Consider the following 15387-nt stretch of genomic DNA (forward strand, 5'->3'; position numbering starts at 1 on the left):
AAGCAAAACCCAAAAGATTGGTTACCTTGGAATTATCTTGATACTATCAACAAAATCAAAAACCACTCTCTATAAAAAATTTAATTCCATTCATTGTGTTTGTAAAATGCACTTATTGGGAGGATACGTTTATGTTTTAAATGATTATTATTAAAAATTTATATTCTCATATAATAAAATACATTCGCTTTCATTAATAAACTGAAGATCATGATTATATTCGTCAGCAATTTTTCTAATTACTTTTAAATCATCCATAGTATCTAAAGTTAGCCTATATTTACTATAATTTTTTACTTTATTCTCAAAATTATAGTAATTAAAATTATTTGTTAATTGATCTTTTCTTTTTAAATATCCATAAGTTACATGTTCTCTATCTTTTTTATCAAAAAAATTATGATGCATATATAATAGAAGTTCTTTTGAAAAGACTTCAACATCAAAACCATCCGCAAATGTTGGAGGTGATACATTGCTCACATAAGAATATGGATTAGCTAAAGTAATATCAATTAATTCATCAACAAGTTCTGGAAGCACAAAAGGACAATCAGCTGTAATTCTTACGTAATAATCAGAATCATATTTTTCTGCACATAATTTATATCTTGATAAAACATCCTCTTCGCTTCCCCTAAATACATTTGCATTTAATTCTTTAGTTAAATAATTAAATAGAGGATCATTTTGGACGTTATCTGGAATTGCAAATACTATATTTGTTAATTGTTTTGCTTTTTTTAATCTCAAGAATATAAGCTCAATAATAGAGTATTTAGAGATTTTTTCTAAAACTTTATTTGGTAGTCTTGAACTTGTTAATCTAGCCTGAACAATTGCGGTTACTTTTTTCAAATTTATTTCCTAATTTAAATTTCAGAATGATTATACTCACGAAATACAGGTTTCATTGGACTTCCAATTAAACTATTGCTATTTTTTTCTTCTATAAATAATTTATATTTTATTAAAACATTTTCCCAAGCTGAAATTGTTTTGTTAATTATTTCTTCATTATGAGCTACTGTTATATAAAATAATCCCTGAAAGAGTTGTCCTTCTTTTATTAATTCTTGAATTAAATAAGTTTTAGCAACATTTGCTTTTTGGTTTCCAGGATTTTTTATATCTACAACAAAAAAACAATCTTCACCTAAAAAGTCTATAAAGTCTGATAGACTATTTTTCGCACATAGTTCCCTGAGTCTCATTTTTAAATATTTACCAACCTTCCAATTATTTTCAAAAATATTTGGATTTGAATCTATGATTTCGAGAGTTTTAATTAATGCTGCTAATTGAGGAATTTCTGCTCCATGTGTCGTACTTGAAAGAAATACACGAGGCTTTTCATGAGATATTCCTCCTAATTCCATAATTTCTTTTTTTCCTGTTAAAGCACAAACAGAATGGCCATTTGCCATTCCTTTTCCCCAAGTATATAAATCTGCATCTGCATTATAATATTTACCTGCACCTTGTTTATGCCATTTAAATCCTGTTACCATTTCATCAAAAATCAAAATAGCACCATTTTTTTTACATTCATCATATAATTTATTTAAAAAATTATCTTTAGGAATTTCAAATTTTATAGGCTCAAGGATAACACATGCAATTTCATCTTTATTATTTTCAAACATTTTTCTAACGGAATCAATATCATTATATGAAAACTTTACGGTTAATTCTTTAATGGCATTTGGAATACCAGACGAACATTTTGTACTTCCAATAAACCAATCATCATAACTAAAAAAAGGATGTTCAGTACAAACAGCAACTTTATTTCTATTTGTAAATGCTCTTGATAATTTAACAGCAGCTGTAGTTACTGTAGATCCATTTTTAGCAAACTTTACCATTTCACCGCGATCACTTAAAAAATTTAAAAATTTTTCTGCGGCAATTGCTTCAATTGTGCTTGGCCTTTGAAAGTTATGCCCTAATTGCATTGCTTCTACAGCAGCAAAATTAATTTCTTCATTAGCATGGCCAAAAGCAACTGAAGTGAGTCCCATGGACCAATCAATAAATTGATTTCCATCAGCATCCCAAACATAAGCACCTTTGCCTCTTTCTATGCATTTTGGCGCTATTTCAGGCCATTGATCATCTCCCTTGCTGTAGGTATGAGCTCCTCCAGGAATATATTTTGTTAACATTTCATGGTAATAATTATTTTTGCTCATGATAAAACTCCCTTTTAAATTATAAACTATTCCAAAATGAAGGATTTAGTAGAGGCTCTATTTTAGAATCCATACCAATTTCCATAAATTTATAATCAAGCTCATCATTTAATTCTTTAGACATTTGAATATAATTTAAATTTTTATTTAATTCAACAACAGAATTTACACCTATTAATCCAACTTTTATAAAATTGGTAAAAATATTATTGAATAAAAAATCTAAAGAGATTTTTTGTATATCTTGCTCTTTATTAAGTAAATTTAGGCATAATTTTTTTAAATTTAAAAGTTTATTTGCTTGTTTTACATCGGGAATAGACATTGTTGGAGTCAAAATTCCCTGCAAAAAAACAGATCTAGCAATTACAAAGATATTTCTCTCTTTATATAAATTAACAAGTTTTTCATTTAATAATCTTCTATCTAATATATTTACCGGTATTTGAATTGCTTTTACATAAGGAATATCTAAAGCAATAAATGCTTGTTCCGGAGTATAAACAGAAATACCTATAGTGTCACATATTTTTTCATCTAAAATTCTTTTAAATATTTTTTTAACATTATGAGAAGAGAGAAATTTTAAATCGCATTGATGAAATTGAAGGATCTTATGTTTTTCTAAATTTAGATTAACTAAACTTTCTTCAGATATTTTCTTAATAAAATCAAAATATGAATTTGAATCCCAAACAACTTCCTCTACTTTTGGAATTTTTGTTGAAACAATAAAATCATTTTTATTTATCAAGTTTTTTGATATAAATTTGCCAATTCTTTTTTCAGAACATCCATAATCTGCTGCAGTATCAAAAAAGTTAATTTTATTTAAAACTGCGCTAGATAAAATTTGATCTACGGTTTCATCTTCCATTAAAGGTTTATTTGAATGAATACCATAAGGTAATCCAAATTGAACCGTTCCAAGACCAATATTTGGTTGACTTATTTCATTAACCACTAAAAGACTCCCAAGTTACTGCAGTACCCTTAATAAAATCATCTGAAGCTTTTTTTCCTAATATCAGATCAAAATATTTGGGTTCAAGTCCAAATCCTGGTCTAACAACTCGAACATTTTCTCTTGTAAAAATTTCACCTTTCTTTATATCATTTGAGATATATAAAGATCTTCTAAATTGCAAAGACTTTAATTCAGATTCGGAAGGACCATAAGAAATTTTACCAAGACTTTGCCACGCTCGCTCTGTTTCTGTCACCAAAAGCTTTAACTCATGTGGTTCAATTGAAAAAGCAGAATCAACCCCTCCATCAGTCCTTGATAACGTAAAATGTTTTTCAACCACAACAGCCCCAAGAGCAACTGATGCAATAGAAACACCAATACCCATAGTATGATCCGAAAGACCTACATGAACATTAAAAGTGTCTCTCATGTTAGGAATAGTTAATAAGTTTGTGTTATTTGGATTTGCGGGGTATGTACTTGTGCACTTTAAAATTACAATATCATTTATTCCATTCTTTTTTAGCTCTTTTAAAGATTCATTTATTTCAGAAATATTAGCCATACCAGTAGAAATAATTACAGGTTTTCTAGTAGAAGCAATTTTTCGAATTAACGGGATATCTGTCATTTCAAATGAGGCGATTTTATAACATGGAACTTCTAGTGACTCTAGAAAATCAACAGATGAGTCATCAAAAGGAGTACTAAATCCAATCATACCAAGTTTTTTACAATAATCAAAAATGGGCTTATGCCACTCCCATGGTGTATAAGCTTCATTATATAGTTCATAAAGATTTCTACCGTCCCAAAGGCTTTTATTATCCTTAATCATAAAATCATCAGAATCAACATTTAAAGTCATTGTATCTGGTGTATAAGTTTGAAGTTTAATTGCATGAGCGCCGGCATTGTGAGCTTCTTCAACTATTTTTAAAGCTCTTTCCAAAGAATGATTATGGTTACCCGACATTTCAGCAATAATAAATGGTTTTTCATCTAAACCTATTTTTCTATTTCCGATATAAAAAGATTTCATTGAACAATTCCTTTAAATTTTCTTCAATCATATTTCTTTTAAATTCCCAATTATTTTTATTATATTTAAATAGATAATAATTCTTTTCATTTTTAGAATATAATTCTTTTGATTCCAAATTAAAACCTAACTGTAAATGATATCGAAAACTTTTAAAATTATTTTCTAAAACTTGGGCATATATTTCATTTACTTTAATAATATTAAATGCTAAATCTAATCCGAGCATTCCCATCAAATAAGATAAACCCTTTTTTTCATTTGAATTACCTAAATAAAACCCCCAATTTAATGAGTTTTCAATTTCATGAGCTCGATGAAAAGACAAAAAACCTTTTGGAGTTTTATTATGCAAAAAAACATAGTGAAATTTGTTTTCTTGTTTTTTTAAATTATCAAACCATTGCAAATGATCTTCCCATTTTAATTCAGTAGAATTAAACATATTTTCTCTAACTCTAGAAGAATTTCTCCATTTAAAAATTAATTCTAAATATTCTTCACTTAAAGGAACTAAGGAAGAATCTCTATATGTGTTATTAAAATTCTCTATGCTAGACACAAATCATTCCTTAACATTAAAATCTTATTAATTACAATTAAAAATCTTTTTACACAAATATTCAGCACCAAGAAAACTCTCGGCATTCATAATATTTTGAGTATTTAAAGACATTTTTTCTAAAATATAAGGTGTTTCTATAAGTTTAATTAAATAATCTTTTAATTGATTATAGACATTTTCAGACTCATTGCCAAAGTAATATGCAGCACCAATCTGATGTAAAGATTTTGAAATTTCTATTTGATTATCTGCTACAGATATAATTAAGGAAGGTAATTTTAAAAAACATCTTTCCCATGATGTGGTTCCACCGGCTCCAATACATAGATCAGCTTCTAACATTAATTTTGAAATATGATTAGTATCAATATGAATTTTAGAATTTGGAATAGAATCACACAAATTATTTAAAATTTTTAATTCATGAAATTTTGAACCTATTACGACATCTATAGATTCAAAAGTATAATTTATATTTTTAATTATATTTAATATTTTTATTGTCAAATTTTTAGGATCAGAACCGCCAAATGAAATTAATAAACTCTTTAATCCATGATTTCTTATTTTTGATTTATTTTTAATTTCAAGAAATTCATCTCTTAACAAGACATATTTAGTACCTAAGAAAATATCACAATTCGGATTAATTAAACCATTATATCTAGTTAAAAAATTATCAACATAATTTTGATCTAATAAATAATCGCAGCTATGTTTTCTATTTGCTAAATCATCAATCACTAATATTTTTTTACATATTTTTTTTATTTTTAATTCCCAAATATTATCTAAATCATAATTATCAATAATGATATAATCAAAAAACTCGCCTTTAAATCCTTCTAATAAATATTCTGCGTCTTTATCTTGAGACCAATCTCCATTTATAGCAAAAGAGATTGATTTAAATCCAAACTTTTCTGGAATATGATTAAAGTTATCTATATGTTTATATGAAATAAAAATAATTTCAGGATCAATTTTTTTTCTTAATTCTTGAGCAAGTACAATACTTCTCATGAAATGTCCACTTCCTATTTTATAGGAACCATCTACACGAAAAGCAATTTTCATACACATCCTCAGATTTTATATACTATAATTTTCTAATCACATTAGAAATCTTTTGACAATCAATTTCATTTAAATCAAAAAACATTGGAATTGAAAGCTCTTTGGAATAAAATAATTCTGAATTTGAAATATCTGTACTGAGATAATTATCAGGATTACTTTGGTAATAATTTTGCCAAGGAATCGGCATATAATGAACTTGAGAGCCAATTCCATTTTCTCTAAGTTCTTCCATTACAAGTTTTCTTGATTTTTTAATTTTTTTGAAATCAATTAGTATTGGAAAAAGGTGATAACTTGAATATGAATATTCATTATCAATAGGTGGTAATTCTATAAAATCTATATTTTTTAAAAATTCTCTATAATAATTTGCTATTTCTCTTCTTTTTTGAACAAAAATATCAAGTCTTTTTAACTGAGATATTCCCAATGCGCACAAAATGTCTGGAAGTCTATAATTAAAACCAAGAGCACTCATTTCATAATACCAGGGATTTACCCCATTTGTTGTTTCATCAAAATACAAATTACGATTTTCAAAGCTATTTGAATTTTTTGTAATACCATGGCTTCTTAGTAATTTTAAATTTGTAGCTAACTCAGTGTCATTTGTTGAAACGGCACCACCTTCACCAGTAGTGATATGCTTCACAGGGTGAAAACTCCAAATAGCCATATCAGAAAAAGAGCCTGCCATTTGAAATTCATCTGTTGGTGATTTTCTATATTTAGAGCCTATGGCATGACATGCATCCTCGACAATTTTTAAATTATATTTTTTTGCAAAATTACAAATTTCATTTGGATTGCATGGCATACCACCAAAATGGACTGGATAAATTGCTTTTACATTTAGGCCGTTTTGTTTTGCAATATTATATGCTTTTTCTGCTGATTCTAAAGAAATATTTCCAGTTTTAATGTCAATATCAGCAAAAACAGGTGTAGCGCCACAATATAAAACAGAATTTGATGTTGCTACAAATGATATAGCAGGCATAATTACAGCATCACCTTTTTTTAAATTTAAAGCTAGACCAGCAATATGCAATGCGGCAGTACCATTTGATACAACGACAACATGCTTAACATTTAAATATTTAGCTAATTCCTCTTCAAATTTATCGACCAAAGGACCTTGTGTTACATAATCACTTTTTAAAGCTTGAGTAACAAACTCTATATCTTCAAAATTTATGTTTTGTTTACCATATGGTATGATTTTATTTTCCAAATTATTTCTCCTCGCTATTTTAATTCATCAGGTAGAAAATAATCTTGTTTTGCATTTTCAATAGAAAACTCATCTATTTTGACAAGTTCAGTATCTTTTAAAATATAACCTTTTAAAACATTCATAAGAGATTCTTTGTTTAGCCATTGATTATTCGTATCAGAAGAATAACGGAAGCCTTCTTGCATTCGAATACCTCCATAGGTTCTTTTAGAATCTAGATACCAATCATGAATTGCTGGCTGAATTTCATAATGATTTTCATATTCAAATGTATATTGTGCATCATCTTCACCAATCATACATTCATGTAACTTTTCTCCTGGTCTTATACCAACATGCTTAATTTCACATTCAGGCGCAAGTACTGAGGCTAAATCCAGAATTTTCATACTTGGAATTTTAGGGACAAATATCTCTCCACCAAGCATTTTTTCAAATGCAGATAGAACTAAGTCAATTCCTTGATCTAATGAAATCCAAAAACGTGTCATACGTGGGTCTGTAATAGGTAACACACCTGTATTTTTTATATTTAAAAAAAATGGAATAACACTTCCTCTAGAGCCAACAACATTTCCATATCGTACTACAGAAAATTTTGTTTCTGATTTTCCTGAGTAAGAATTTCCAGCTACAAAAAGTTTATCCGAACAAAGTTTTGTTGCACCATATAAATTTATTGGGTTTGATGCCTTATCAGTAGAAAGAGCTACGACTTTTTGAATTCCATGATCAATGCATGATTCAATGATATTTTGAGCGCCCATGACATTTGTTTTAATAAACTCAAATGGATTATACTCAGCTGCAGGAACATGCTTAAGAGCAGCTGCGTGAATGACAAAATCAACTCCATTTAAAGCGCGATCTAATCTTGTTTGATCCCTTACATCACCTAAAAAATAGCGCATACAAGGGTATTTTTCTGGTGAAAAAATTTTTGCCATTTCATACTGTTTTAATTCATCACGACTATAAATAATTAGTTTATTAGGTGTGTATTCTTTTAAAATTCTTCTAACAAATCTCTTTCCAAAACTTCCAGTACCACCAGTTATTAATATATTTTTATTATTAAACATTTTTTTATTCCAAATTTAATGATTTAATCATCAATACCATCTTTATTTACAGTATGTCTTAATTTCCACTCAGATCCAACTTTTTTCCATAAATGCTCGGAACGAGCTTCATCACACAATCTTAAAAACTCATCTGGTTTGATATCCAGATATTCCACAACTTCAGTAAAATATCTATCAGGAAATTCCCCATCAAAACGCTTAACAAGAGCACAACCTTCTTTTCTATCTATATGAGAATTTCTGATCTCTTGTGATGCATCATAAGTTGTCCTACCAATACCAAACTTCATAAATGTTGTATAATAGTGAAGGTCATCAATTTTATCATCAATACTATTGTATTTACTATATGTTCCTTGTGTTCGAAAAGGACGTGGTTTAAAGCCAGTGTTTTCCACAGCATAATAATACACCTCTTGTGGCACCCATTTTTTATAATATCCTAAATAGTGAACTTCAATATTAGAACTTTGTAATTCATTTATTGAAGCAGGCATATATGCCATTAAATCAGCTAAAGGAATTTCGTATTTTTCTCTTAATTCTTTTATAGATACTCCACCAAGATAAATTTCATCAATATTATTCATAGTGAAATATGATTTATCACGCAAAGAAGAAGAGTTTTCAGCTATCGGATTACCATATTCAGCCTCATTTTCACCATAAAAAACCAGAGGGATTCCAAATTTTGAAGCTATTTTTGGAGCTAAATTTTTCTGTCCTAATATAAAAGTTTGAAATGGATGTAATAAATTTTCAATTGATAATTTTGTTAAAAGTCTCATAACTTTTCCATTTTGCTTAAAAGTTATGTTGTCAAAACCACCAATTTCAATCCAATTTTTAAAATTTTGATAGCCATATTCTGTATACATAATCGGAGGCCAAGTAATAGTTAAAGGATGCATACCGTATTTGTATTTTAATAAATGTGCAGCATATGCACTATCTTTACCGCCACTGCCAGGAACAATGCAATCATAACTTCCATCATTTTTTCTATATTTATCACATAAAATTAATAATTCTTTTTCTCTTGAATCCCAATCAATTATATTTTTTTGTTCTGCAGTTCTGCATGCATCACATACCCCTTCTGAATCAATATTTAAAGTAACTTTTTTACTCTCAACAGTATGACGAAACTCAGATGTAGATGCTGGTCTTTGATTTGACATTACACATTTTTTACAAAAAATGACTTTTTCTGGTAATCCATATTTTGTGGTATATTTACCATTAATATTCATATACACTCCTTAAATCGTTTCTATCCAATTTTTATAAATACGAATTCCTTGCCAAGCGCTTTTTTCAGGATGAAATTGAACTGCAAAAATATTATCTTTTAAAATTGAAGAACAATATTCTTTTCCACCATATTGTGTTAAAGTTAATATTTCATTTGTTATTTCTGGCTCTACATAATATGAATGAACAAAATACATATAATCCATATTTTGTATTTCTCTTAAAGGAGATTTATTCCAATTATCGACACTAATTACTGGTTTATAAATTTTATTCCAACCGACCTGAGGAATCTTAATACCAAGATCCAATCCGTTATTATTTGTAAACTTCAGAACTTTCCCTTTAATAATGTCGAGACCCTTATGATTTCCAAATTCTTCACTTTCTGAAAATAATAATTGAAAGCCCAAGCAAATTCCCATCAGAGATTTACCTGTTTGAACAAATTCTAAAATAGATTTATCAAGATTTAATTCTTTTAAATTATTCATAGCATGGCCAAATGCACCAACTCCTGGAAGCACTAATGCATCCGCAGACATTATTTCTTTGTTATTAGAAGAAATCGATACTGGATTATTTAAATGAGCAAAAACTTGAGCGACACTTTGCAAATTTCCAATTCCATAGTCTACAATTACTATTTTTTTTCTCATTGATTTTCACCTTTATAAGGCCTACATTGAATTGATTTATTCAATAGAAATTCTTTAATAATTGGAATACTTGCTGGAGTAATAAACTGAGGTATTGCATTTGATTTTAAATATTCAATATTACCTTCAGAAGTTGTTGTATACTTAGAAAATAATTTTGAAGCGGACTCATAGTGAATCAAACTTGCAATAGCGATAGCATCAGCTTTTCCCTCAAAGAAACAATCATAAATATGTTGTTTGCAACCAGCTCCTCCGTGTGCAATTACTGGGATAGAAAGGGATTTGCTAAGAATTGAGATTATATTATTGTCATAACCCCCTCCAGTACCTTCATTGTCTACAGATGTTATTATAATTTCTCCCGCCCCAAATTCTTCTACTTGTTTTGCCCAAGCTAAAGCATGGATACCAGTATACTCTCGTCCGTTATCTGTAAATACTAAATAATCGCCATTAGGTTGTTTAATAACTTCTAATGCAACAACAATTGTAGACGATCCAAATTTTTTAGAAGCTTCTTTTATAAGATTTGGATCCTTTATAGCCGCTGTATTTATCGCAACTTTATCTGCTCCACATCTTAAAATTGACTTAATATCTTCTATCGACCGAATTCCACCACCTACCGTAATGGGTATAAACGTTTTTTTTGCTGTCTTTGAAATTAGATCATGTAAACTATTTCTTTCATAAAGACTTGCGACAACATCCATATAAATAATTTCATCTGCACCTTGTTCATAATAATATTCAGCAAAATGGACAGGATCTCCGAGTACACGCAATCCCTCTAAATGAATCCCTTTTACTAAGTTTGGCCCTTTTACATCTAATCGAGCAATTATTCTGTGATTCATTTATATCTCTTTCATTAAATTTTTATTTAATATGAATTCGGCAATAGAAAAATCAATCTCATCATCAATATCAATGGATCTATTTTTTGGCATTTCATAACATATAGAATGATCTGCTAGCATTTTTCCCTGCTTTTTAAAAAACTCTATATTCACAACATATACAGATCCGTTAAGAGTATAATAATTTTTCATATCTTGTCGTCTAGTTGGCTTTTCCCCACTAAGTAAGGGCTTTAGAGATTGATTATCTTCAATCGAATACATAAGTTGAGGATAAATATCAGATTTACAAACTGATACACAACTAGGAGCATTTTCATTCACGCATTTTTCTATACAAGAATCAATATCATATTGGGATCTTAGAGGTGATGTTGGCTGCAATAAAACAAAATAATCATAACCTTCAATATGATTTAATACGTGAGAAATAACATCAATACTTGTTGCGGTATCCGTTGCTAATTCAGCTGGTCTTATAAAAGGGACTTCACATGAATATTGAAGAGCGACATCTTTAATTTCTGAACAATCCGTAGACAAAATAATTCGATCTATATAATTCGAATTTTTAGCTGATTCTATGGTCCAAGCTATTAAAGGTTTATTTCCAAATTTTAAAATATTTTTTTTAATTAAACCTTTAGAACCACCTCTAGCTGTTATTATGCCTAATATTTTTTTATTTAAGATAGTCATTTATTCATTATCCATTTATTCCTCATTTTGCTGGAACAACATATACAACAGAATTTGATAAAACATTTTTAATTACTTCAGTACCTGCTCTAGCTGTTACATTATTTTCAAAATGAATCTATAAATTAATTAAAAATAGTTTAAATTTATAATCATACATAATACCTTATATTTTCTTTTAAATATTCTTCACGGTTTTTCATCCAATGAGTTAATTGAAATATACCTTCTTCTAAACTAAATTTAGACTTCCATCCTGTTGCCTGAAAAAGTTTAGTAGGGTCAGATATTAATCTCTCAACTTCACTCTTTTCAGGACGCTTTCTCTCATCTTCAGTAATAATTGAAAACTTCTTGTCTGTTACTTTAGAAATTAGTTTAGCTAAATCTTCAATAGAAATTTCTTGGCCTGTACCGGTATTAAAACTCTGACCTAAAATACTATCATTATTACAATGAGCTAAAGCAATAAAGGCTTCGACAGTGTCAATTACATAATTAAAATCCCTTGTAGCAGTAAGGTTTCCTAATTTTATTTCAGATTTTCCAGATAAAACCTGAGCAATTATCGTAGGAATAACTGCTCTCATACTTTGTCTTGGCCCATATGTATTAAAAGGTCTTAGAATTACAGAAGGAAGAGACATTGACCGAAAATAAGACTCCACCGCCATATCTGCACCAATTTTACTTGCAGAATAAGGAGATTGACCTTGTAATGGGTGATTTTCTGTTATTGGAACAAACTGCGCAGATCCATAAACTTCGCTTGTTGATGTATGAATAAACCGAGAAACGACTCCAGAGTCTAAACATGCTTCCATTATATTCAATGTTCCAAGAACATTGGTTTCAAAATAACTTTGTGGAGCAACATAAGAATAAGGAATTGCGATTAATGCTGCGAGATGAAAAACGGTATCATGCCCTTTAATTATTTTTTTCATATGAAAAGGATCACGAATATCACCCAAAATTAAATTTAAATTTTTAGGACAGATTTTTTGAGTAAGTTCATCAAGCCATCCATATTTTCCGAATGAATTATATTGACACAAAGCTGTTACTTCAAAGCCTCTTTCAACAAGATTTTCAACTAAATGACTACCTATAAATCCATCACTACCAGTTACAAATATTTTTCCTAGATCTCTTTTAGACATATATTTAACTTTCAAAGTGTAAATGATATTCATCATTTGCTTTCAAATACTCTTCAGGTAATCCAACATCAATCCAATATTCATGTATTAAATATGGTATAATTTTTTTACCTCTAGTATTACATTTAGTAATAAAATCAGTCATATTTAAATATTGATCATTTTCTATTAATTCTATTATTTTTGGTTTTAATACGTATATACCTGTATTAACTAAAAAGTTAAATTTAGGTTTTTCATTTATACTTGATATTTTTTTATCCATTACATCTATAACACCATAAGGAACTGTATATTGATAAGGTCTTACAGCACATGTTATATCTGCATTTTGTTTTTCATGTTCTTCAATTATTTTTAAATATTGAACATTTGTTAAAATATCAGCATTACAAACAATTATTGATTCTTTAATTTTATTTTTTATAAAACCGATTGAACCAGCAGTGCCTAAAGGTTGTTTTTCTTTTACAAACTCAATATTTAATTCAGAAAATCTTTCAGAACTTAAAAACTCTTCAATTTGTTCTGCAAGATAATTGGTAGATATATAAAAATTTTTAATACCTTGGGATGATGCCTGATTTAAAAGTGTTTCAATAATTGGCTTACCTCCAACTATTGCTAAAGGTTTAGGTCTATCATTGACGATTGATCGAAGTCTTGTTCCAAGCCCACCAGCTAAAATAAACATATAATTTGAAACTTGATTTTTTATTTCCACGTATTTTTGTTTTATTTGAGAAGTACGAATATCATTCAATCCTAAAATAAAAATGTCTACTAAAAACCCTTGATCATCTAAAAGGGGAATTTCTCTTTTTCCAACACGATGTGAAAGTTCAAACAACTCATCAGATGCGCTATTAACATTCGCTGTTACGGGATTTCTATTAATCCATTTCTCAATAGAATCATCCAAAGATGCACCGTTTAAAAGAGCTCTGCGAATATCGCTATCTGTTAGGATTCCAAGAAATCTTTCGTTCTGAAATGAAGAAATACAAGCAATTAATAATCCAGACTTTGTAATTAACTTTAAGCATTCTTTTAAAGTTGAATTTTCTGATAAAATTGCTTGTTTATATGTAGGAGAAAATTTATTCATTATTTATTTTCCACTTATACTTAAAAGAATTAAATCGGAAATCATTTTAACTTCCTCATTTAATATTTGAGGACTTGATGGTAGAGAAAGAGTTCTATTCCACATATCTTCAGTAGATTTTAATAATAAATTATTATTTGTTTTGTATGCTGGTTGTAAATGACATGGAGTCCATAATGGACGTGCTTGAATATTATTTTCTATCAGTGTTGTGAGTGCTTTTTCTCTTAAGTTGAAACTATCAAATACAACGCAATTTAACCAATAATTTGATTCACAATTTTGTTGTTTATATAGAGTTAAAAATGAAGAGTTTAAAAATTTAGAATATAAATTAAATATTTCTTTTTTACGAACTAAACGAGATTTTAATTTCTTTAATTGAGAACATCCCAGAGCGGCTAATAAATTAACAAGTCTAAAATTATAACCTATTTCATTATGAACAAATCTTAAATTATCATTTTTTGCTGTTGTAGATAAATGTTTTAGATGTTTTGCAAATTCAGAATCATTTGTAGTTATCATACCACCACCACCAGTAGTAAGTATTTTATTTCCATTAAAACTAAAAATAGCTGCTAAGCTTGAATTTCCAATATGACTACCATCAAGATTATAGGTTCCTAATGCTTCCGCTGCATCTTCTAAAATTGTAAGATTGAATTCTTCTGAAATTCCTTTTAATAAATGACTTTCTGCAGCAGACCAGCCCATGATATGCACAGGCATAAAAGCTAATAATCTATTAAAAGTTACTCTATTTATCCAAAACTTGTTATCAGCTTTATATTCATAGTTACTTAAAATATATTTTCTAAGATTTTCAATTGAAAACTGCAATGAGTTTTCATCGACATCTATAAATTTTGCTGAACCACCAGAATGCACTACAGCATTAGCCGTAGCAATAAAAGTCAAAGAAGGTAAAATGATATCAAAACTTTTAAAAACTTGATATCTAATTTTTAATGCTTCGATTGAAAGTTGTAATCCAATAGTTCCATTACAAACAGAAATTGCATGCTTTACACCAATAAATTCAGCAAATGATTTCTCAAATTTATCAATAAAAGGCCCTCCCGTCGAAACCCATGAAGAACGTAATGCCTCAAGAACATTGTTTTCATCTTCTGTATCAAAAATTGGTTCATGCAAATTAATCATTTTCAAAGTTCCTAATCTTTCGCTCTTCAATTCATTATACCTACTTTATATTTTCTTAGATGGTCGAAAATAATGACAGAGATACACATTTTCCGTCCTTCAAGAAAAATACTATCTTATTTTCTGTATCCTCATCAAGACTAGATACAGAATCTTAAAGCTCAAGAAATTGAGGATTATTTTAAAAAGCTCAAACTAAGCAGGATCCCTATTCCTGTCCAGCAAAGTGTCCTCCCAATAAGTGATTTTTACAAAACGTAAATACAGATTTAAATTTCCTTTTGAGGGGGAGATTTAAAT

General features: G+C 28.6%; 15 protein-coding genes. All 15 read right to left on the reverse strand.

Translation table 11 applies throughout. The features are described 5' to 3' along the window. Positions 1 to 150 precede the first annotated feature (150 nt). Positions 151 to 858, reverse strand: a complete 708-nt coding sequence (locus tag ACIQ56_RS07085; RefSeq protein ID WP_397600370.1) for a cytidylyltransferase domain-containing protein — start codon at positions 856 to 858, stop codon at positions 151 to 153. Positions 859 to 872: 14 nt separating this feature from the next. Next, positions 873 to 2195 (reverse strand): glutamate-1-semialdehyde 2,1-aminomutase, encoded by a 1323-nt coding sequence (locus tag ACIQ56_RS07090; RefSeq protein WP_397600371.1) that lies wholly within the window; start codon positions 2193 to 2195, stop codon positions 873 to 875. A gap of 19 nt (positions 2196 to 2214) precedes the next feature. After that, positions 2215 to 3159, reverse strand: coding sequence for an aldo/keto reductase (locus tag ACIQ56_RS07095; protein WP_397600372.1), 945 nt, complete (start codon positions 3157 to 3159; stop codon positions 2215 to 2217). Then, the gene (gene pseI / locus ACIQ56_RS07100) at positions 3152 to 4207 is read right to left on the reverse strand and encodes a pseudaminic acid synthase (RefSeq protein WP_397600373.1); all 1056 of its coding nucleotides are present in this window, start codon (positions 4205 to 4207) and stop codon (positions 3152 to 3154) included. Before pseI ends, ACIQ56_RS07095 begins: the two co-directional genes overlap by 8 nt. Further along, on the reverse strand, positions 4182 to 4769 hold the full coding sequence (gene pseH / locus ACIQ56_RS07105) for a UDP-4-amino-4,6-dideoxy-N-acetyl-beta-L-altrosamine N-acetyltransferase (RefSeq protein ID WP_397600374.1): 588 nt from the start codon (positions 4767 to 4769) through the stop codon (positions 4182 to 4184). The genes pseI and pseH overlap by 26 nt, the downstream gene beginning before the upstream one ends. A 27-nt stretch (positions 4770 to 4796) precedes the next feature. Next, positions 4797 to 5849 (reverse strand): UDP-2,4-diacetamido-2,4,6-trideoxy-beta-L-altropyranose hydrolase, encoded by a 1053-nt coding sequence (gene pseG, locus ACIQ56_RS07110; protein ID WP_397600375.1) that lies wholly within the window; start codon positions 5847 to 5849, stop codon positions 4797 to 4799. Positions 5850 to 5871: 22 nt separating this feature from the next. After that, a complete protein-coding gene (pseC, locus tag ACIQ56_RS07115) occupies positions 5872 to 7086 on the reverse strand; it encodes a UDP-4-amino-4,6-dideoxy-N-acetyl-beta-L-altrosamine transaminase (protein ID WP_397600376.1) in 1215 nt (404 codons plus the stop codon). Positions 7087 to 7100: 14 nt separating this feature from the next. Further along, the gene (gene pseB, locus ACIQ56_RS07120; RefSeq protein ID WP_397600377.1) at positions 7101 to 8171 is read right to left on the reverse strand and encodes a UDP-N-acetylglucosamine 4,6-dehydratase (inverting); all 1071 of its coding nucleotides are present in this window, start codon (positions 8169 to 8171) and stop codon (positions 7101 to 7103) included. Positions 8172 to 8194: 23 nt separating this feature from the next. Beyond that, positions 8195 to 9427, reverse strand: coding sequence for an N-acetyl sugar amidotransferase (locus ACIQ56_RS07125; protein WP_397600378.1), 1233 nt, complete (start codon positions 9425 to 9427; stop codon positions 8195 to 8197). 9 nt (positions 9428 to 9436) lie between these two features. Beyond that, positions 9437 to 10087, reverse strand: coding sequence for an imidazole glycerol phosphate synthase subunit HisH (gene hisH / locus ACIQ56_RS07130; RefSeq protein ID WP_397600379.1), 651 nt, complete (start codon positions 10085 to 10087; stop codon positions 9437 to 9439). Then, entirely contained in the window at positions 10084 to 10947 is an 864-nt protein-coding gene (gene hisF, locus ACIQ56_RS07135) for an imidazole glycerol phosphate synthase subunit HisF (RefSeq protein ID WP_397600380.1), read from the reverse strand. Before hisF ends, hisH begins: the two co-directional genes overlap by 4 nt. Beyond that, positions 10948 to 11649, reverse strand: a complete 702-nt coding sequence (locus ACIQ56_RS07140; protein WP_397600381.1) for a cytidylyltransferase domain-containing protein — start codon at positions 11647 to 11649, stop codon at positions 10948 to 10950. Between the two features lie 152 nt (positions 11650 to 11801). Continuing rightward, a complete protein-coding gene (locus tag ACIQ56_RS07145; RefSeq protein WP_397600382.1) occupies positions 11802 to 12812 on the reverse strand; it encodes a GDP-mannose 4,6-dehydratase in 1011 nt (336 codons plus the stop codon). Positions 12813 to 12816: 4 nt separating this feature from the next. Continuing rightward, positions 12817 to 13920 (reverse strand): nucleotidyltransferase family protein, encoded by a 1104-nt coding sequence (locus tag ACIQ56_RS07150; RefSeq protein WP_397600383.1) that lies wholly within the window; start codon positions 13918 to 13920, stop codon positions 12817 to 12819. A 3-nt stretch (positions 13921 to 13923) separates the two neighbouring features. After that, positions 13924 to 15087, reverse strand: a complete 1164-nt coding sequence (locus ACIQ56_RS07155; protein WP_397600384.1) for a DegT/DnrJ/EryC1/StrS family aminotransferase — start codon at positions 15085 to 15087, stop codon at positions 13924 to 13926. Positions 15088 to 15387: the final 300 nt, after the last annotated feature.

It is taken from the genome of Silvanigrella sp. (assembly GCF_044369315.1).
In the GTDB taxonomy this organism is placed as follows: Bacteria; Bdellovibrionota_B; Oligoflexia; order Silvanigrellales; family Silvanigrellaceae; genus Silvanigrella.